Source organism: Halomarinibacterium sedimenti (assembly GCF_019312585.1).
GTDB classification, from domain to species: Bacteria; Bacteroidota; Bacteroidia; order Flavobacteriales; family Flavobacteriaceae; genus Halomarinibacterium; species Halomarinibacterium sedimenti.
Genome location: NZ_JAHWDP010000003.1, coordinates 344,040 through 361,698 on the forward strand (window position 1 = coordinate 344,040; position 17,659 = coordinate 361,698).

Sequence of the window (17,659 nt, forward strand, 5' to 3'; positions counted from 1 at the left end):
CAAATTGGGTGCAAAAATAACCAAATAAGTGCGATAATTAAAGGAGAAGCGCTTTTTAAAATCTTTTAACGACTAATTAACAAAATTGGGGGCAAATGTCCGTTACTTTTGTTACTCGAGACAAAACAAAGTGCGATTGATAAAAAAAATACTATTCCTCTTCCTTACGGTTACTATCTTCATATCCTGCAATGATGCTTCTAAAAAAAGTGAATGTGGGGTTTCTTGGATTGGAGGAAAGATTGTCAATCCAAAACTAGACTACGTCGTTATTTCTCATAACCGCAATGTAATTGATACGGTGGCGCTGGATTCTACCGATAGTTTTATCTACAAAATAGAAAATACCGATCCTGGTATTTATTTCTTTAGTCATTACGAATATCAAGCCCTTTTCCTTGAGCCAGGAGATAGTGTCATGATTTATGTAAACACTATTGAATTTGACGAGTCGCTTTCTTTTTCTGGACGTGGTGCCGAAAAAAATAACTTTTTAATGGAGCTATATCTTTTAAATGAAGATGTAGATGATAATATGCTTGCATATTACAATGACGGTCCAGAAGAGTTTCAAGCAAAAATGGATTCGGTGAGTAGTGCGCGGCATCGCCTTTTTGATGATTTCAGCAATAAAACAAAAGCATCAAAAGCGTTTAAAGAAATTGCCAAAGCATCCATTATGTATGGAATTTATTCAAAAAAGGAATTATACATTTCGGCAAATTCGAAAAAGAAAGTATATGACGAAAGTATCGAAATCCCAGAAAGCTTTTACTCCTTTAGAGATAGTATCGATTTTGGAAATGAAGCGCTTCGAAATTATTACCCCTATTTTAGATTTTTAGGAAATCACTTAGATAATCTAGCCTACGATCAATACAAAAAAGAAGCTCCCTTTGATCGATTTTCATTTATCCACAACAAACACAAAATTAGAATTATAGATAGCCTTATCACTAATACATCCTTAAGAAATACACTGTCTCGAAATTCTGTTGTAAGATATTTGCTTAATGGAAAAAATGTGGAAGAAGAAATGCAAATGCTTGAGGCGTTTAAAAAATTAAATACCGACTCTAGTGATATTGCCGAAGTTGAAAAACTTGCGAGTGCTACCATTAAACTCGCTCCTGGTAACATAATCCCCAATGTGGCTTTGGTGACAACAGATAATACCATGAAAGATCTTCACACCATCATTAAAAAGCCAACAGTTCTCTTTTTCTGGTCTGGAGAATCCATAAAACACTACAGAAATATCCATACGCGTGCTGCAGAATTACGGGAAAAATATCCCGAATATCAATTTGTGGGAATAAACATAGACAAGCATTTTAAAAAGTGGCGTAGAATTGTAGGCAATGCTGGGTATAACGACCAATTTGAATTTCAATTTGAAAGCTTTGCCGATGCCGAAATGAGACTACTGGTTAACTACGTGAATAAGTCGATTATTGTAGATAAAGACCATAAAATTTTAGATGGAAATTCTAACATTTTTAGCACCTCCATCGAAGAACAACTTTTGGGGTACCTCAACAAATAAAAAAAGCTCCTTTTGGAGCTTTTCTTTTTTAATTTCCTTTTTTATAATCTGCTAGAAATTGTGCCAAACCAATATCGGTTAATGGATGTTTTAACAGTCCTTCAATAGAAGAAAGAGGTCCAGTCATAACATCGGCTCCAATTTTAGCACATTCAAGCACGTGCATGGTATGACGTACTGAAGCTGCTAAGATTTGAGTTTCAAATCCGTAGTTATCATAAATAAGTCGAATTTCGGCAATAAGGTTTAAACCGTCGGTAGAAATATCATCAAGTCTTCCAATAAATGGAGACACATAGGTTGCTCCTGCTTTAGCAGCTAATAACGCCTGTCCTGCTGAAAAAACCAAGGTGCAATTGGTTCTTATTCCGTGGTCCGAAAAATATTTAATTGCCTTTACCCCTTCTTTTATCATAGGAACTTTTACCACAATTTGCGGGTGTAATTCGGCTAACTGCTCCCCTTCTTTAATCATTCCTTCAAAATCGGTGGCAATGACTTCGGCAGAAACATCGCCTTCTACAATATTACAAATGTTTACATAGTGCTTTAAAATATTATCGCGCCCTGTGATTCCTTCCTTCGCCATAAGCGATGGATTGGTGGTTACACCATCAAGAACACCCAAGTTTTGAGCCTCACGAATTTGATTAAGATTTGCAGTATCGATGAAAAATTTCATGAAAAGAATTTTAAGTTAATGTTTTAGGGTACAAAAATACGGAAGCTTTAAAATCTTTCTGAAAAAAGTTTCTAGAGGTTTTTAACATTCTGGGGTAATGGGTAAAAGCAATTCACTTACAAAAACCTATCGCCCTTTACCATTCAACCTATAATGTTTCATCAGCATTTTTTCATAACGCTTGTCTGAAAGCACTTTCTTTAAAAAGATGGAAAGCTTTTGAAGCCCCGAGCCTACTCTATAATGTACTTTAGGGTTCTTTACTTCAATTATTTTTTGAATGGCTTTTGCCATTTCTAATGGATCTTCCCCTTTATCCACATGTTCATCCATCATCACTAAGGTATCGGAATACTCCTTTTTATAGGGAGAGTTTTCTAAAATGGGAGCATGATAACGACCCGAAGCAATATTGGTAGCAAAATCACCAGGGGCTACATTGGTCATTTTTATTCCGAAAGGTTTCAATTCCATTCTATAGGCTTCTGCAGTAATTTCGAGAGCAGATTTTGTCGCTGAATAAATTCCGCGGTACGGAAGTCCCATATAACCCGCAATGGAAGTAATATTGATAATGAGTCCGCTTTTTTGCTTTCGCATTTGAGGTACCACAGCTTTTATAACTTCAAGAGGACCAAAAAAATTGGTATCGAAAGCTTTTTTAATTTCATCACTCGGTGTTTCTTCAATAGGTCCTGTAATACCTACCCCGGCATTGTTAATCAAGACATCAATCTTTCCTTCTTTCTCTATGATTTCAGCAATGGCTTGAGTAATAGTTTCGGGTTTTGTTACATCCAATGCCAACAATGGCATTTTAACGGTATCTGAATATTTTGAGGGTGTTCTACTAGTACCATACACTTTGTAGCTAAAATGATTGAGGTATTCGCCAATGGCTTTTCCAATTCCGGACGAACCTCCTGTAATGAGTACAACTTTTGACATAACAAAAAAATAGATAGCAAAGATGAGGAGAAGGACGAAGTATTCCAAATAAAAAATGGCAAGCTACCTACATCACACCGCTACGACCATCTACCCTTGCTGCGTTCCCGCCCTGGGGGATTCAACAGGAGCTGGTTGTGTAGGACTTGCCGGTGCAAATATACGGTGCTTTTTAGGCTTCCGCAAACATTTTAAGCATCAATTATTATTAGTTATATTGCGAAAAAATTTGGAGCCAATGAAGCCTACACTTAAGTTTCTGACTTTTACCTTTTTGGTTGTTTTATTCATGGCATGTGATAATTCAACCGAAAATGCTAATGACCTTTTTTCTATCGAAATTAAAGATGAAAAAACAACATTTACCCAAAAAGATGTGCTTTCGTTAAGTATTTCAAGTAAAAAAGGAAAAACGGTTGAAAAAGTGGAATATTCACTTGACAATGCTGAAAAATCTTCTGAAAACACCTTATCGTTATCCAATGCTAAAATGGGCCTAAGAACTTTAAAGGCATATATTACAGCGGATGGCAAGAACTATGAAATAAGTAAGACGATAAAATTGGTTGCTTCAGAAACACCCAAGCTTTATACTTATAAAATTCTTGAATCCTACCCACACGATATGAAGGCCTATACGCAGGGACTTGAATTTGAAAATGATACCCTGTATGAAAGCACAGGGCAACGAGGACGATCGTCTTTGCGAAAAACAGATTATAAAACGGGAAATGTCCTTCAGAAAATAGAGTTAGAAAATCAATATTTTGGGGAGGGAATCACGATTCTGAATAATAAAATTTATCAACTTACGTGGCAAGAAAACACAGGTTTTATCTATAATCTCAATACCCTAGAAAAAACGGGTACTTTTGTTTATGATAGAAGTAAAGAAGGCTGGGGTTTATGTAATAACGGAACCACAATCTTTAAAAGTGATGGCACCGAAAAAATATGGACTTTAAACTCCAATACCCTAGCAGAAGAAGATTACATAGAAATCTACACTCATAAAAGTGTTATTGACAACGTAAACGAATTGGAATGGGTAGAAGGTAAAATCTATGCCAATGTGTATCAAAAAGATGCCATCGCTATTGTAAATCCAAAAAGTGGTGCTGTGGAAGGCGTTATTAACTTAAAAGGGCTTCAGGGCGAAGTAACCCAACACACAACACTCGACGTATTAAACGGAATTGCCTACAAAGGAGAACCTAATATCTTATATGTAACTGGAAAAAACTGGGACAAACTCTTTAAAATTGAAATTATAGAAAAATAATTTCAGAAATACATTTCCCGCACTCAAAACGTCCATTCCCTCAATGGATGTTTTTTTTATGCATCATTTTTTAGTGCTTTGAGGTATCAACGTAAAAACCTCTTCATTATGAAAAAAGCCATTAAAATATCCATTCCAGAGCCTTGCCACGAAGATTGGGCAAAAATGACTCCTACCGAAAAAGGGAAATTCTGTAATGTATGTACCAAAGAAGTATTCGATTTTACAGAAACCAGCGACGAAGAATTGGTCAAGCGAGTGACACAAGGAAAGAACCTCTGCGGCCGATTCAAAAAATCACAACTAGATAGAGAAGTAAAGCTTGAGCGTAAATCTAGTAATAGTATTCTGCCCTACGCTGCTTCATTACTCATGCCACTTTCGATGATGGCTTCCGAAGTAAAAAACAATTCCGAGATAGAAAAACCATTTATTTCATTAGGGATTGGTAGCCACCCTATAAAATCTATTATTTATGTTTCAGGTTATGTAACAGACGCAGATGGAAATCCAGTTAGAAATGCCGAAGTAGTTATGCTAGAAAAGGGTGATTGGGTGCGTACCGATGCACAAGGATTTTACTCATTAAAATGCGTAAGCGGATCTACCCTATTTGTTAAAAAAGGAGACTTGCGTTCCCAAGATTATACCTTAGGCACCAAAAATGAAAGAGTGGATTTTTCTCTCATTCCTGAAGTAAAAACTACCATAGTAACGGTAGGAAAAATTGCAAGTGTTGAAATAACACAAGGAGAAATTGAAGAAATTGTGATTAGTGAGATTGAAGAGGTAGAAGAAGAAATTTTAGAGGAAAAACAAAATTCCTCTAAAGTTGTCATAAAAGGAACCGTGACCGATGAAATGAATATGCCTTTACCTGGTGCAAATGTTATTGTAAAAGGAACTGCCAATGGTACACAAACCGATTTTGATGGGAATTATGAAATTGAGCTTGAAGCAAATCAAACAATTTCGTTTTCTTATTTAGGGTATGATACTAAGGAAATTACAGTTTCAAATATTTCTAATACAATCGATGTGAAAATGGATGCTTACTATTTAGGTGGTCTTGTTGGTTACGTAATAGTAAGTGAGGTTTCAGAACAAGTAGTAGTTGATCCCTACCAATCCAATAGCTACTACGACGAAGAACAAAGGGAGAATCGAGAAAAGCGTCGTGCTTATGCCGAAAAAGAAAACGCTTTTAAAAAAGTAAAAGCCGATAGAAAAAAAGCGGCTCGACTTCTAAAAAGGTCTCAAAAGAAAGACAAGTAGGAATTAGAGGCAGTGAATACAAAGTTTTGAGGGAAATTTTCACTGCCTCCCTTACTTAATTCTTCACCTTCACAATAAGATGCTTCATAAAAAGTTATATTTTTACAAAAAATTACCTGAATGAAGTATTTATATGGATTGGCATTGATTGCCTCCGTTTTATTGTGGAGCTCTTGTAGAAACGATTTTGAAACAAGCCCCAACACAGGAAACTTAGAATTCTCTAAAGACACCGTATACCTCGACACAGTATTTTCCAATATAGGTTCGAGTACGTACAACCTTAAAGTATACAACAAAAGCGATAAGGATATCAATATTCCCACCGTTCGTTTAGCACAAGGGGAAACTTCCAATTACCGATTAAATGTAGATGGGGTTCCTGGGAAAACCTTTCAAGATGTACAGGTTTTAGCCAACGATAGTATTTTCATTTTTATTGAAACTACAGTAGATATTGCCAATCAAGGGAACAATACCCAATTTTTATATACAGATCAAATTGTGTTCGATAGTGGCAGTAACGAACAAAAAGTAGAACTCGTCACGCTCATTCAAGATGCAGTTTTTCTTTTCCCAGCCGATTTAGGTAATGGTATCTATGAAACTTTAAATCTTGGTATGGACGATGAAGGAAATGATATTTTAATTGAAGGCTTTTTCTTAGATGATAATGAACTCACCTTTACAAACGAAAAACCTTATGTCATTTATGGTTATGCCGCTGTTCCCCCTGGAAAAACATTAAATGTTCAACCGGGAGCGCGTGTACATTTTCATTCCACTAGCGGAATATTAGTTGCCAATACAGGCTCCATTAAATCCAATGGTGCTCCTAGTAACGATCCAGTCCTTTTAGAAAATGAAATAATTTTTGAAGGTGATAGACTAGAGCCTGATTATGCCGATATTCCTGGTCAATGGGGAACCATCTGGCTTACGGCAGGAAGTACGAATAATGAATTTAGTTATACCACCATAAAAAACAATGTGGTAGGATTGTTAATGGAAAGTAACGATGGTGATAGAACGCTTACCTTAAATAATGTTCAAATTTATAACAGTTCAAATGTGGGGTTATTGGTGAGAACAGGTGATGTATATGGTGAAAATATGGTAATTGCCAATAGTGGTCAGTCTTCTCTGGCCATTCAATTAGGAGGTAAATACACTTTTAATCACTGTACCTTTGGAAATTATTGGACCAATAGCTTTAGAACCTTTCCAACGGTTACCTTAGATAACTCGTTACCCATTAGTGATACCGAAATATTAGTAGCAGACTTAATCGAAGCTAATTTCAACAATTGTATTATCTACGGAAGTGAACAAAAAGAAGTTGCCTTTGTTGAAGATCCCAGCGCAGCATTCAACTTTAATTTCACGAATTGCCTAATTCGTTTTGAGGACTCTCAAGGCGATTTTGACGGAATCCCAAACTATGATTTTGAAAATCCAGCTTTATTTACAGATTGTATTTTTAACCTAGACCCTATTTTTCAAGATGTAACAGTGAATAATTTGAATATCGAAGAAGGAACTTCGGGTGCACAAGGTATTGGCTTGGGTGGTATAATGCCTCCTTTCGACTTAAACGGAACGGCTAGAGATGGCAATTCTCCAGATGCTGGTGCCTACGAGGCGACAATTTTTCCAGTAGAAGATTAAATAAACCTAATATAAATAAAAAGCCCCGCCAATGGCGGGGCTTTTTGTCTTAAAGAATATCTACTTAGATTACTTTTACGTTCACTGCGTTTAATCCTTTGTTACCTTCGCGTAGTTCGAATTCTACTTCATCACCTTCTCGAACTTCGTCGATTAATCCACTAATGTGTACAAAGTGATCTTTGTTTACGCCTTCTTCTGTAATGAAACCATAACCTTTGGAATCATTAAAGAACTTTACTGTTCCTTTACTCATTTTAAAATATTAAATTAATTAAGTTGCAAAGGTAAAGCTAATTTTCAGTAAATCAGGTTTTTTCTTTAGTTATTTGAAAAAGCAACAATTCTTCATCATCATCTTCTAACTGAAAAGTCCCCACATTTTTTAATCCTAATTTCTCTAAAAGTTTGATAGAAGCCACATTATAATCAACCGTAAAACCTAAAACCTTTTCAAGCTTTAAATCGGTTAAAGCATATTCCAACAATGTTGCAGCTGCTTCATAACCGTAGCCTTTTCCTAAAAACTCTGGAAGAAAGGCAAAACCAATATCCGGATATTCGAGATTATCCCTTTTATAAAGACCACAGGAACCTATAGGCTTTCCAGAGTCTTTATGAACCACAATAAAATTACCCAAACCATTCTTGTAGCTTGGCAAATAACGTTCTTCGATATAAGCTTCCGCTTTTTTTAGATCACTTACCCCTCTATCACCAATATATTGTAACCACCCAGGACTATTGAGTAGTTCAAACACAAAAGGAGCATCCTCAGGATTAATTTTGCGAAGGTGAAGTCTTTCCGTTTGAAACACAAAAAGTTAATTTTTAAACAACGGCCGTCCTGCCATCATTTCATTTACTTTTTCTCCAATCGCTTCTAATTTTGCTTCATCAGCATGATTCATAATTACTTCATCAATCAATGCCACTATTTGAAGCATATCACTTTCAACCAGTCCGCGCGTTGTGACTGCAGCTGTTCCAATTCGAATTCCGCTAGTCACAAAAGGAGATTTATCATCAAAAGGGACCATATTTTTATTCACAGTAATTTCGGCTTTCCCTAATGCTTCTTCGGCTTCTTTCCCAGAAATATTTTTATTTCTAAGGTCAATTAGCATCATATGGTTATCCGTACCCCCAGAAATAATATGATATCCCTTATCCACAAATGCTTTTGCCATGACTTCGGCATTTTTCTTTACCTGAATCATATAATGAAGAAAATCATCGGTTAAGGCCTCCCCAAAAGCAATAGCTTTTGCTGCAATGATATGCTCTAGTGGCCCTCCTTGGTTTCCAGGGAAAATACCACTATCTAATAAAGAAGACATTTTACGAAGACTTCCATTTTTAAGGGTAATACCAAAAGGATTATCGAAATCTTTACCCATTAAGATCATTCCTCCCCTAGGTCCACGCAAGGTTTTATGGGTTGTGGTAGTAACTACGTGACAATGGGGAATAGGGTCGCTAATAATTCCTTTGGCAATTAATCCTGCTGGGTGTGCAATGTCCGCAAAAAGGATGGCTCCTGCTTTATCGGCTATTTCTCTAAAACGTTTATAATCAATTTCACGCGAATAGGCCGAAGCCCCAGCGATAATCATTTTAGGTTTTTCTTTTATAGCAATAGCTTCCACTTTATCATAATCTATTCGCCCAGTTGCTTCATCCACTCCATAAAATACTGGATTGTATAACCTTCCTGAAAAATTCACGGGACTCCCGTGAGTTAAATGTCCGCCGTGAGACAAATCGAATCCTAAAAAGGTGTCACCTGGATTTAAACACGCTGCAAAAACAGCTGTATTGGCTTGCGATCCACTATGAGGTTGCACATTGGCATATTCTGCACCAAAAAGTACTTTGGCGCGGTCGATAGCAATTTGCTCCACCTCGTCAACGACTTCGCAACCGCCATAATAACGCTTTCCAGGGTATCCTTCGGCATATTTATTGGTTAAAACACTCCCTGCAGCTTCCATTACTTGGGGGCTTACAAAGTTTTCGGAAGCAATAAGTTCCAATCCGTGTAATTGGCGTTCTTTTTCGGCTTCAATTAATTCGAAGATTTGTTCGTCTCTAGCTATCATTGTTGAAGAAAAGTTAATAAAAATCAAAAATACTAAAAGCTTATGGTTACTAGCTAAGAAATTATATATTTGATTAACATTTTACCAACAATAAAAAAACCAAATTATGCCTCTCACTGCCAACGACCCATCTAGAAAAACCTGGCTGGATGTTCCAGAAAATAGTGATTTTCCCATTCAGAATATACCCTTCGGTGTTTTTTTAACTCGTGACGATATTATTACCATAGGAACACGTATAGGAAACACTGCCATTGATTTAGGAGCGCTGCATCAATTAGGGTATTTTGAAGGAATTGAACTCACCGATGATATTTTTCTACAGGATACGTTAAACGATTTTATTGCCGACGGAAGAAAAACGTGGCGTTTGGTACGAAATAGAATTTCAAGAATATTTTTACACGATAACCCAAAGCTTCGAGATAATCCAGAACACAGACAAAAAGTGTTGTTTGATCTAGACGAAATTGAAATGCAACTACCCGTGGATGTAGGGGATTACACCGATTTTTACGCAAGTAAAGAACATGCGACTAATGTGGGGTCGTTATTTAGAGATCCAAAAAATGCATTGTTACCCAATTGGCTACATGTCCCAATTGGTTACCACGGAAGAAGTTCTTCAATTGTTCCTTCGGGGATGCCCATTAGAAGACCTGTTGGTCAAACAAAACCTGGAGACGATGGTGTCCCTGGATTTGGCCCTACAAAACTATTAGATTTTGAATTGGAAATGGCATTTATTACTACAGCTTCTAATGATTTAGGAAAGCCCATTCCCATTCATGAAGCCGAAGAAAACATTTTTGGACTAGTATTATTTAATGATTGGAGTGCACGCGATATTCAGGCGTGGGAATATGTCCCATTAGGACCATTTTTAGGGAAAAACTTTGCTTCTACTATTTCACCTTGGATTGTAACCTTGGATGCACTAGATGCTTTTAGAGTCAAAGGTCCAGAGCAGGATCCTAAACCGCTTCCCTATCTGCAACAAACTGGAAATAAAAATTACGATATACATTTAGAAGCAAGTATCAAGCCTTCTGGCGGTACTGAAAATGTAATCGCCCAATCCAATTTTAAATATATGTATTGGTCCATGGTGCAACAATTAACGCATCATACGGTAAATGGTTGTAACGTACGTAGTGGAGATATGATGGGTAGCGGAACCATTTCGGGACCCACACCAGATAGCTACGGTTCCATGCTAGAACTCACTTGGAAAGGTGAAAAACCAATTAAATTAAACGACGGAACGGAGCGAAAATTTATTAATGATGGAGATACGGTTATCCTGCGTGGTTACTGTAAAAATGATCAAGTTCGTATTGGTTTTGGAGAGTGCAAAGGAAAGGTACTCCCTGCAAGGCAAATTTAGTTTGGCACGCCCCTTGTAATTCTACAAAGTAATAACCAAACTATTTCTGTTATGAGAGCAACAATTACCCTTTTATTTATGGCACTACTGCTTGGGAGTTGCAATAGTGTAAAACGAAACCAGAAATTTTTAGCGCAAGGAGATTACGACCAAGTTATTGAATTGGCGGTACGAAAACTTCAGAAAGATCCTCACGGAAAAAATAGTGGTGCTCATGCGTCTTTTTTAGAAAAAGCCTTTGCTCGAGTTGTGGAAGAAGACAAAAGACGTCTCAATTTTCTGAAACAAGAAAATCGTCCTTCAAATACTCGCGAAATTTACTATTTATATTGCGATTTAGGCAAACGACAAGAACTGATTCGCCCTTTAACTTCAATGGTTAACTTAAGCCTGCAATTTGAAGATTACAGCAAGCAAATTATTGCTTCTAAAAAGAATTTTGCCGATTATCTTTTTGCTGAAGGAACCCAATATTTAAATCGAAATACCATTCTTGACGCTCGAGAAGCGTATGCGTATTTTAGTGACTTAAAGAGCCTACAACCCGATTACTTAGGACTGGATCAAAAATTGGATGATGCTCATTTTAAAGGCACCGACTTTGTTTTTGTTGAATTGAACAACCATTCTGGGCAAATTATTCCATTTAGATTGGAGCAAGAATTACTAGATTTCAACACCTACGGACTAGACGATTTCTGGACAGAATATCATACAAGGAGTGAAAACGGAATACAATATAATTATGGAATAGATTTAAATTTTAAAGAAATTAATATTTCGCCAGAACGCATATCTGAAAGAGAATTTCTTAGAAAGAAAACCATAAAAGATGGTTGGGAATATATGTTAGACCGCTATGGAAATGTGATGAAAGATAGTTTAGGAAATGATATTAAAGTAGATAAATTTATTACCGTAACAGCGGCAGTAACTTATACCGAGCAAACCAAAGCCGTTCAAGTGGGTGGTGATGTAGTATATCTTGAATTGGATAGAAACCGAATTATAAATAGACATCCTTTGGGCACCGAATTTATTTTCGAAAACATCTTTGCTCGCTATCGCGGTGATGAAAGAGCCTTAACGGAAGAAGATTTACAATTTATTAAGTATGATTTCTTTCCTTTCCCTTCTAACCAGCAAATGGTCTTGGATGCTGGGCAAGAAATAAAAGTACGACTCAAGGAAATTCTTCAAACCAATAAATTTAGATAAACAAAAAGCTCCCAAGGGAGCTTTTTTATTGCATAAATCTTTCTAAATCTGTTGCGTGAATGCTATGATGCGATGCATGATACACCGCTTCCCCATTTTTAATAACCAATACCTGCGGACTTTGATGTATCACTTGAAAAGTATACCCCACCTCGTTAGAAACGTCACGAAACGCCAACAAATCAAGATAATATAGTTTCATTTTATCCTCCGGAATAGCGTAATCATCTTCAAAATTTCGAATGACCATTCGGCTTATCCCACAAGTAGTAGAGTGTTTAAAAATGGTTACTGGAGTTGTTTTAGATTTTTCGGCTATTTCATCCAATTGCTCCACACGTGTTAATCGTAACCACGGAATCTGCTTTTCTTCCATTGGTCTATCCCTTTCTTCTTTCTTTCCGAATACATTAAATAATCCCATTTCAAATTTTTTGCGGTAGTCGCACAAAAATAACAGACTTTACAAAAACATTTTCGGTAAAATGGGTATATTTATTTCGAGATATGAGAAAACCACACAAATCGAAAAAAAAACGTATTGCCAAAACCATTGGTAAGGCTCCTGGAGCCGATGGTTACGTGGGTCAAAAATTTCGTGAAACTACCGATATTGAAATTCAAGATTATTCAAAAGAAGGTGTCCATGTAATTAAAACCAATAATGTTGAGGACGCTTTTAAGTTTAAAACTACCGACCAAATCACGTGGATTAACGTAAATGGGCTTAATCATACCGAAGAAATTTCGAAATTAGGCCATTACTATGGTTTGCATCCTTTGGTGATGGAAGATATCTTAAATACAGACCATCGTCCCAAAGTAGATGAGTATGAAGATTACTTTTTTGTGGTTCTAAAAATGCTCTACTTCAATAAAGATGAACAATTTACGGTAGAACATATTTCATTAGTATTAGGTAAAAACTACGTATTAACGTTTCAGGAATCGGAAGAAGATATTTTCGATTCAGTACGATCTCGTATTGCCAATCCTGAATCTCGAATTAGAATGTTTGGTGCTGACTATCTTGCCTTTGCTTTAATTGATACCATAGTCGATAATTATTTTGCCGTGATTGAGGATTTTGGAGAAAAAATAGAAGCCTTGGAGGACCAAGTTTTTAATGAAAACCCAGACGATGAAACCCCAAAAAGCATTCAGTTTTTAAAACGAGAAGTCCTTAAAATTCGCCGAAGCGTGTTTCCGTTACGGGAAGTTATTTCGAGAATAGAAAAATCTGAAAACCCTATTATTGAAGAACGGAACCGAGATTATTATCGGGATACCTACGACCACGTAATTCAAATAAACGAAAACATTGAAATCTACCGCGATATGGTATGGGGTCTTATGGATATGTATATGACCACGGTAAGTAACAAGATGAACAACATCATGAAGGTGTTAACCATTATTGCCACCATCTTTATTCCATTAACTTTTATTGCAGGTATCTACGGAATGAATTTTGAGCACATGCCAGAGCTCCATTACAAATACAGCTACTATATTTTATGGGCGGTGATGGTCCTTGTCTTTTTGGGGATGCTGTACTATTTTAGAAGGAAACGATGGTTGTAACCGCCAAATTGTCCTCTCACTCAGTACGTTTACACGCCATTTTGTCGTAAATTAACTGGGGCATATCTTTTGACATAGTCTAATCAAAAATCAAGACTATGAACTTTAATAATTATACCATAAAAAGCCAAGAAGCGATTCAGCAAGCACAACAACTTGCCCAAAGCTTAGGACATCAGCAAATTGAAAATGAACATTTGCTCAAAGCCCTTTTTGAGGTAGATGAAAATGTATTGCCATTTATCCTCAAAAAACTAAACGTAAATATTACACTTCTTCAGCAAATGCTTGACAAACAACTGGAATCTTTTCCAAAGGTGTCTGGAGGCGATATTATGCTATCACGTGAAGCTGGAAAGACCGTAAACGAAGCCAGTATTATTGCCAAAAAAATGAACGATGAATATGTAAGTGTGGAGCATATACTATTGGCAATATTTGCATCAAAAAGTAGCATTGCTCAAAGTCTCAAAGATCAAGGCGTTACCGAAAAAGCCTTAAAAGCAGCTATTGAAGAATTGCGTAAAGGCGACCGAGTGACTTCGCAAAGTGCCGAAGACACCTATAATTCTTTAAATAAATATGCGCGTAATTTAAATCAGTTAGCGCGAGACGGAAAGTTAGATCCCGTGATTGGACGTGATGAAGAAATACGAAGAATTCTTCAAATTCTTACCCGTCGTACCAAAAACAACCCCATGTTAGTAGGGGAACCTGGTACGGGTAAAACGGCTATTGCCGAAGGTCTAGCACACCGTATTGTAGATGGCGATGTACCCGAAAACTTAAAAAGTAAAGAGATTTATTCCCTCGATATGGGCGCTTTAATTGCAGGTGCAAAATTTAAAGGAGAGTTTGAGGAGCGATTAAAAGCCGTCATAAAGGAAGTTACTTCCAGCGATGGTGACATCGTATTATTTATCGATGAGATTCACACCTTGGTAGGTGCCGGTGGCGGACAAGGAGCAATGGATGCCGCCAATATTTTAAAACCTGCTTTAGCACGTGGAGAACTTCGTGCGATAGGTGCCACCACACTAGATGAATACCAAAAATATTTTGAACAAGACAAGGCCTTGGAGCGTCGTTTTCAGAAGGTGATGGTGGACGAGCCCGATACCGAAAGTGCAATTTCGATCCTACGCGGAATTAAGGAAAAGTATGAAACACACCATAAAGTGCGAATTAAAGATGAAGCAATTATTGCTGCGGTAGAACTGTCGCAACGTTATATCACCAATCGTTTTTTACCCGACAAAGCCATTGACTTAATGGATGAAGCGGCGTCAAAACTACGAATGGAAATCAACTCCAAACCAGAAGAATTAGATGTTTTGGATAGAAAGGTGATGCAATTGGAAATTGAAATTGAAGCTATTAAACGCGAAAAAGATGAAGCAAAGCTAAAAACGCTTCGGTCTGATTTAGCAAACCTAAAGGAAGAACGCAACGAGCTAAATGCGAAGTGGAAAGCTGAAAAAGAAGTGGTAGAAAACGTTCAGAATACCAAAACAGAAATTGAAGAATACAAACTGGAAGCCGAACGCGCTGAGCGTGAAGGCGATTTTGGAAAAGTAGCCGAAATCCGTTACGGAAAAATAAAAGAAGCCCAAGAAAGGCTGAATAAATTGGAATCAGAATTGGCCAATCAAAGTGAAAGTTCCTTAATAAAAGAGGAAGTTACCAATGAGGATATTGCCGAGGTAGTTGCCAAATGGACTGGGATTCCAGTTACAAAAATGATTCAAAGTGAGCGGGATAAGCTATTGAAATTGGAAGACGAATTACACAAACGTGTCGTTGGTCAAGAAGAGGCAATTGTGGCGGTGAGTGATGCCATTAGACGTAGCAGAGCCGGATTACAAGATGCTAAAAAACCTATTGGTTCCTTCTTATTTCTAGGTACCACCGGGGTAGGAAAGACCGAATTAGCAAAAGCGTTAGCGGAATATCTCTTTGATGATGAAAATGCGATGACACGTATTGATATGAGTGAATACCAAGAGCGACACAGTGTAAGCCGATTGGTGGGAGCGCCTCCAGGATATGTGGGCTATGACGAAGGTGGGCAGTTAACCGAAGCGGTGCGAAGAAAACCCTATTCGGTGGTGCTGTTGGATGAAATTGAAAAGGCACACCCAGATACTTTTAATATTTTGTTACAAGTGTTGGATGAAGGACGATTGACAGATAATAAAGGTCGCATAGCCGATTTCAAAAACACGATTATTATTATGACAAGTAATATGGGAAGTCATATTATTCAGGAGAAATTTGATAGTGTAAAAGATATCGACACCGCTATGGAAGCCGCCAAAGTGGAAGTTCTTGGATTGTTAAAACAATCGGTGCGACCTGAGTTTTTAAACCGAATAGACGACATTATTATGTTTACGCCATTAACGCAAAAAGACATCAAGAAAATTGTTGGTCTCCAGTTAAAAGGTGTAACAAAAATGTTGGCAAAACAGCACATTACGTTAGATGCTACTGAGGAAGCTATTGAATATCTTTCAAAAAGAGGATTCGATCCACAATATGGAGCACGTCCTGTAAAGAGAGTGATTCAGAAAGAAGTGTTGAACAATCTTTCTAAAGAAATACTTTCAGGAAAGATACGTACCGATAGTATCATTTTACTAGATAGTTTTGATGATAATTTGGTTTTCAGAAATCAGGAAGACCTTATCTCAACATAAGTCTTAGGGTTAGGTTTCCCTCCTAAAAAACCGTTTCATAATTTGGTTAGTTAGTAGAATTAACCCTTGAGTTCTTAACTTGAGGGTTAATTTTTTAACAAAATATACCAATCGGTATATTATTTACTATATTTGTATAAGATGTTAACAAAAGCCGAACAAACCACTCAATTTATCATTGAAAAAGTAGCACCTCTTTTCAATCAAAAGGGATATGCTGCTACGTCGATGTCGGATATTACCCGAGTAACGGGACTAACAAAAGGCGCTATTTACGGGAACTTTGAAAACAAAGAAGCCATTGCCATTGCCGCCTTTGATAAAAGTGTGAATGACCTTTTAAAGCGTATAGGAAAACACCAAGAACAAAGTCCGTCACCGCTTCAAAAATTATATCTCATTGCCGATTTTTATAAAACCTATTACGATTATAGTAAGCATACTGGGGGGTGCCCTATTTTAAATATTGGAGTGAATAGTGTTCAGCAAAATTCAAAATTGATTGAGCGGGTGCAGTATATTATAAATAAAACTCAAAATAATATTGTAAAACTGGTAAACTGGGGTATTGAGGCTGGTGAGATTAACCCTAAGGTAGATGCCATTCAATTTGCTAAGCAAACCTATACCCATATTCAAGGGGCTGTTTTTATGAGTCATACTATGAATGACCATAGCTATTTACTAGAAGCCGCCAACAATCTTGAGCAAACAATAACCAAAGAACTAAAAATTTAAACATACCGATAGGTATAAAATATATTGAACATGGAAAAATCTCCAAAAATTTTAGAAAGCAAAACCCTTATTCGTTTTCAGCATTGCGATCCCTTTAATCATTTAAATAATTCGGAGTATCTCAATTATATGGTGAATGCCCGAGAAGATCAATTGATAAAACATTACGGTATAGATATCTATAAAATGGGTCGTGAGCAAGGAAAGAGTTGGGTCGTGGGAAGTAATCAAATTGCCTACCTCCGCCCTGCTTGGTTAATGGAAGAAGTAACCATACAATCGCAATTACTATCGTATAACGAGACCAGTTTACATGTAGAGTTACGCATGTTTAATGATTCTAAAACAGAATTAAAGGCCATTATGTGGAGTAACTACGTACATTTTAACTTGCTAAAACAACGTCGTGAAACCCATTCAGGAGATTTTATGGAATTATTTGCTTCGGTTATTTCACCAGTAGTAGAAAACACATTTGAAGAGCGCGTTTCGGTTTTTAAAAAGGTGAAAATGTAACAATTTATTCTTTG

16 protein-coding genes and 1 other RNA gene are annotated in these 17,659 nt (G+C 36.9%); 10 read left to right on the plus strand and 7 right to left on the minus strand.

The window, feature by feature from the left end; all coding sequences use genetic code 11:
* Positions 1–136: 136 nt before the first annotated feature.
* Entirely contained in the window at positions 137–1,546 is a 1,410-nt protein-coding gene (locus KXJ69_RS08805) for a TlpA family protein disulfide reductase (protein WP_219052720.1), read from the plus strand.
* A gap of 28 nt (positions 1,547–1,574) precedes the next feature.
* On the opposite strand, the gene fsa is transcribed toward KXJ69_RS08805, so the two are convergent.
* From fsa to ffs, 3 genes are all read right to left on the minus strand, one after another.
* On the minus strand, positions 1,575–2,228 hold the full coding sequence (gene fsa, locus KXJ69_RS08810) for a fructose-6-phosphate aldolase (RefSeq protein ID WP_219052721.1): 654 nt from the start codon (positions 2,226–2,228) through the stop codon (positions 1,575–1,577).
* A gap of 126 nt (positions 2,229–2,354) precedes the next feature.
* Complete coding sequence (locus KXJ69_RS08815; RefSeq protein ID WP_219052722.1) at positions 2,355–3,176, minus strand: SDR family oxidoreductase; 822 nt, start codon at positions 3,174–3,176, stop codon at positions 2,355–2,357.
* A 53-nt stretch (positions 3,177–3,229) separates the two neighbouring features.
* An RNA gene (gene ffs, locus KXJ69_RS08820) (signal recognition particle sRNA small type) lies at positions 3,230–3,328 on the minus strand.
* A gap of 86 nt (positions 3,329–3,414) precedes the next feature.
* On the opposite strand from ffs, the gene KXJ69_RS08825 reads away from it, so the two are divergent.
* From KXJ69_RS08825 to KXJ69_RS08835, 3 genes are all read left to right on the plus strand, one after another.
* On the plus strand, positions 3,415–4,458 hold the full coding sequence (locus tag KXJ69_RS08825; RefSeq protein WP_219052723.1) for a glutaminyl-peptide cyclotransferase: 1,044 nt from the start codon (positions 3,415–3,417) through the stop codon (positions 4,456–4,458).
* 108 nt (positions 4,459–4,566) lie between these two features.
* Complete coding sequence (locus KXJ69_RS13715) at positions 4,567–5,733, plus strand: carboxypeptidase-like regulatory domain-containing protein (protein ID WP_255571295.1); 1,167 nt, start codon at positions 4,567–4,569, stop codon at positions 5,731–5,733.
* 120 nt (positions 5,734–5,853) lie between these two features.
* Positions 5,854–7,401, plus strand: coding sequence for a hypothetical protein (locus tag KXJ69_RS08835; RefSeq protein WP_219052724.1), 1,548 nt, complete (start codon positions 5,854–5,856; stop codon positions 7,399–7,401).
* A 64-nt stretch (positions 7,402–7,465) separates the two neighbouring features.
* On the opposite strand, the gene KXJ69_RS08840 is transcribed toward KXJ69_RS08835, so the two are convergent.
* From KXJ69_RS08840 to glyA, 3 genes are read right to left on the minus strand one after another with little or no spacing between them, the layout of a single operon-like run.
* A complete protein-coding gene (locus KXJ69_RS08840) occupies positions 7,466–7,657 on the minus strand; it encodes a cold-shock protein (RefSeq protein ID WP_219052725.1) in 192 nt (63 codons plus the stop codon).
* A gap of 52 nt (positions 7,658–7,709) precedes the next feature.
* Complete coding sequence (locus tag KXJ69_RS08845) at positions 7,710–8,219, minus strand: GNAT family N-acetyltransferase (protein ID WP_219052726.1); 510 nt, start codon at positions 8,217–8,219, stop codon at positions 7,710–7,712.
* A gap of 6 nt (positions 8,220–8,225) precedes the next feature.
* Positions 8,226–9,500, minus strand: a complete 1,275-nt coding sequence (gene glyA, locus KXJ69_RS08850) for a serine hydroxymethyltransferase (RefSeq protein ID WP_308701040.1) — start codon at positions 9,498–9,500, stop codon at positions 8,226–8,228.
* Between the two features lie 109 nt (positions 9,501–9,609).
* Between glyA and fahA the strand changes: the two genes are divergently transcribed.
* Both fahA and KXJ69_RS08860 read left to right on the plus strand, forming a co-directional pair.
* Entirely contained in the window at positions 9,610–10,890 is a 1,281-nt protein-coding gene (gene fahA / locus KXJ69_RS08855; protein WP_219052728.1) for a fumarylacetoacetase, read from the plus strand.
* A gap of 51 nt (positions 10,891–10,941) precedes the next feature.
* Positions 10,942–12,108 carry a hypothetical protein gene (locus KXJ69_RS08860; protein WP_219052729.1) on the plus strand — a complete coding sequence of 389 codons (1,167 nt, stop codon included), beginning with the start codon at positions 10,942–10,944 and terminating at the stop codon, positions 12,106–12,108.
* A 25-nt stretch (positions 12,109–12,133) separates the two neighbouring features.
* On the opposite strand, the gene ytxJ is transcribed toward KXJ69_RS08860, so the two are convergent.
* Positions 12,134–12,532 carry a bacillithiol system redox-active protein YtxJ gene (ytxJ, locus tag KXJ69_RS08865; RefSeq protein ID WP_219052730.1) on the minus strand — a complete coding sequence of 133 codons (399 nt, stop codon included), beginning with the start codon at positions 12,530–12,532 and terminating at the stop codon, positions 12,134–12,136.
* An 83-nt stretch (positions 12,533–12,615) separates the two neighbouring features.
* Here ytxJ and corA point away from each other — a divergent pair, with 83 nt between their 5' ends.
* The 4 genes from corA to KXJ69_RS08885 all read left to right on the plus strand — a co-directional run bounded on the left by corA (position 12,616) and on the right by KXJ69_RS08885 (position 17,645).
* Positions 12,616–13,692: a magnesium/cobalt transporter CorA gene (gene corA, locus KXJ69_RS08870; RefSeq protein WP_219052731.1), complete on the plus strand. Its 1,077-nt coding sequence runs from the start codon at positions 12,616–12,618 to the stop codon at positions 13,690–13,692.
* 98 nt (positions 13,693–13,790) lie between these two features.
* On the plus strand, positions 13,791–16,391 hold the full coding sequence (gene clpB / locus KXJ69_RS08875) for an ATP-dependent chaperone ClpB (RefSeq protein WP_219052732.1): 2,601 nt from the start codon (positions 13,791–13,793) through the stop codon (positions 16,389–16,391).
* 141 nt (positions 16,392–16,532) lie between these two features.
* Entirely contained in the window at positions 16,533–17,129 is a 597-nt protein-coding gene (locus KXJ69_RS08880; protein ID WP_219052733.1) for a TetR/AcrR family transcriptional regulator, read from the plus strand.
* Between the two features lie 30 nt (positions 17,130–17,159).
* The gene (locus KXJ69_RS08885) at positions 17,160–17,645 is read left to right on the plus strand and encodes an acyl-CoA thioesterase (protein WP_219052734.1); all 486 of its coding nucleotides are present in this window, start codon (positions 17,160–17,162) and stop codon (positions 17,643–17,645) included.
* Positions 17,646–17,659 lie beyond the last annotated feature (14 nt).

What these genes read in the sequence shown, in the direction of transcription:
- fsa (WP_219052721.1), bottom strand. Translation starts at nt 2,228, where the DNA reads ATGAAATTTTTCATCGATACTGCAAATCTTAATCAAATTCGTGAGGCT.
- clpB (WP_219052732.1), top strand. Translation starts at nt 13,791, where the DNA reads ATGAACTTTAATAATTATACCATAAAAAGCCAAGAAGCGATTCAGCAA.
- corA (WP_219052731.1), top strand. Translation starts at nt 12,616, where the DNA reads ATGAGAAAACCACACAAATCGAAAAAAAAACGTATTGCCAAAACCATT.
- KXJ69_RS08825 (WP_219052723.1), top strand. Translation starts at nt 3,415, where the DNA reads ATGAAGCCTACACTTAAGTTTCTGACTTTTACCTTTTTGGTTGTTTTA.
- KXJ69_RS08835 (WP_219052724.1), top strand. Translation starts at nt 5,854, where the DNA reads ATGAAGTATTTATATGGATTGGCATTGATTGCCTCCGTTTTATTGTGG.
- KXJ69_RS08860 (WP_219052729.1), top strand. Translation starts at nt 10,942, where the DNA reads ATGAGAGCAACAATTACCCTTTTATTTATGGCACTACTGCTTGGGAGT.
- ytxJ (WP_219052730.1), bottom strand. Translation starts at nt 12,532, where the DNA reads ATGGGATTATTTAATGTATTCGGAAAGAAAGAAGAAAGGGATAGACCA.
- KXJ69_RS08885 (WP_219052734.1), top strand. Translation starts at nt 17,160, where the DNA reads ATGGAAAAATCTCCAAAAATTTTAGAAAGCAAAACCCTTATTCGTTTT.
- KXJ69_RS08880 (WP_219052733.1), top strand. Translation starts at nt 16,533, where the DNA reads ATGTTAACAAAAGCCGAACAAACCACTCAATTTATCATTGAAAAAGTA.
- fahA (WP_219052728.1), top strand. Translation starts at nt 9,610, where the DNA reads ATGCCTCTCACTGCCAACGACCCATCTAGAAAAACCTGGCTGGATGTT.
- KXJ69_RS08815 (WP_219052722.1), bottom strand. Translation starts at nt 3,176, where the DNA reads ATGTCAAAAGTTGTACTCATTACAGGAGGTTCGTCCGGAATTGGAAAA.
- KXJ69_RS08840 (WP_219052725.1), bottom strand. Translation starts at nt 7,657, where the DNA reads ATGAGTAAAGGAACAGTAAAGTTCTTTAATGATTCCAAAGGTTATGGT.
- KXJ69_RS13715 (WP_255571295.1), top strand. Translation starts at nt 4,567, where the DNA reads ATGAAAAAAGCCATTAAAATATCCATTCCAGAGCCTTGCCACGAAGAT.